This window comes from Providencia sp. UF-183 (assembly GCF_058246155.1).
In genome coordinates this window covers 1-570 of the sequence record NZ_JBSICD010000067.1, presented here as the reverse complement: position 1 = coordinate 570, position 570 = coordinate 1, and the positions used below count along the sequence as shown (strand labels likewise).

Annotated in this window: 1 protein-coding gene; it reads right to left on the bottom strand. The window is 43.0% G+C overall.

Going from position 1 to position 570, the window contains the following annotated elements:
* The coding region (locus tag AC4IFT_RS22365) for a PAAR domain-containing protein (protein ID WP_490752930.1) at window positions 1-570 on the bottom strand (570 nt) is incomplete at both ends.

Genomic DNA, 570 nt, shown 5'->3' with positions numbered 1-570 from the left:
CCAGTTTAGTGATTGTTCCAGTAAGCTTTTCTCTTCCTGTTTTAACTCGGCGGAACCTTGTTCATAACTTTTTTGGCCGGATTCAACTTGCTCAACAATCAGATAAGCAAAAGCTTCTACTTGGCTTTGGAAGGCATTTTTTATGTCAGGATAATAGAGATGCTTTTCACAAAGCTCATCAGCACAATCAATTAGATGTTGTGCATCAATTCTAATTTTATTGTTGTCATTGGCAACAATAGGGGGAGCGTAATGATTACTTGGCTGGCTAATTGGTTGCTGAGTAGGAGCCTCGGGAGCGACTGGGCTATATGAACGAGACACTGGCTCATCTTCTTTACTGTAGCAATCAGTGATGGTGTTGATGAATCTTGCTTTACATGGACAAGAGCTAAGGCTGTCTAATGTTCCTGCATGTTTTCTGTCTTCAAGCCACATGCCGTTAACACCACCGATAATGTAAAAGCGTCCTGAATGCTTGCCACAAGTGACAAGGTCGCCTTCACGTGCACCCGCAACACCATTCCATTGCATTGTGTTATCACCCGTTAAAATTTGACCGCCACAGGT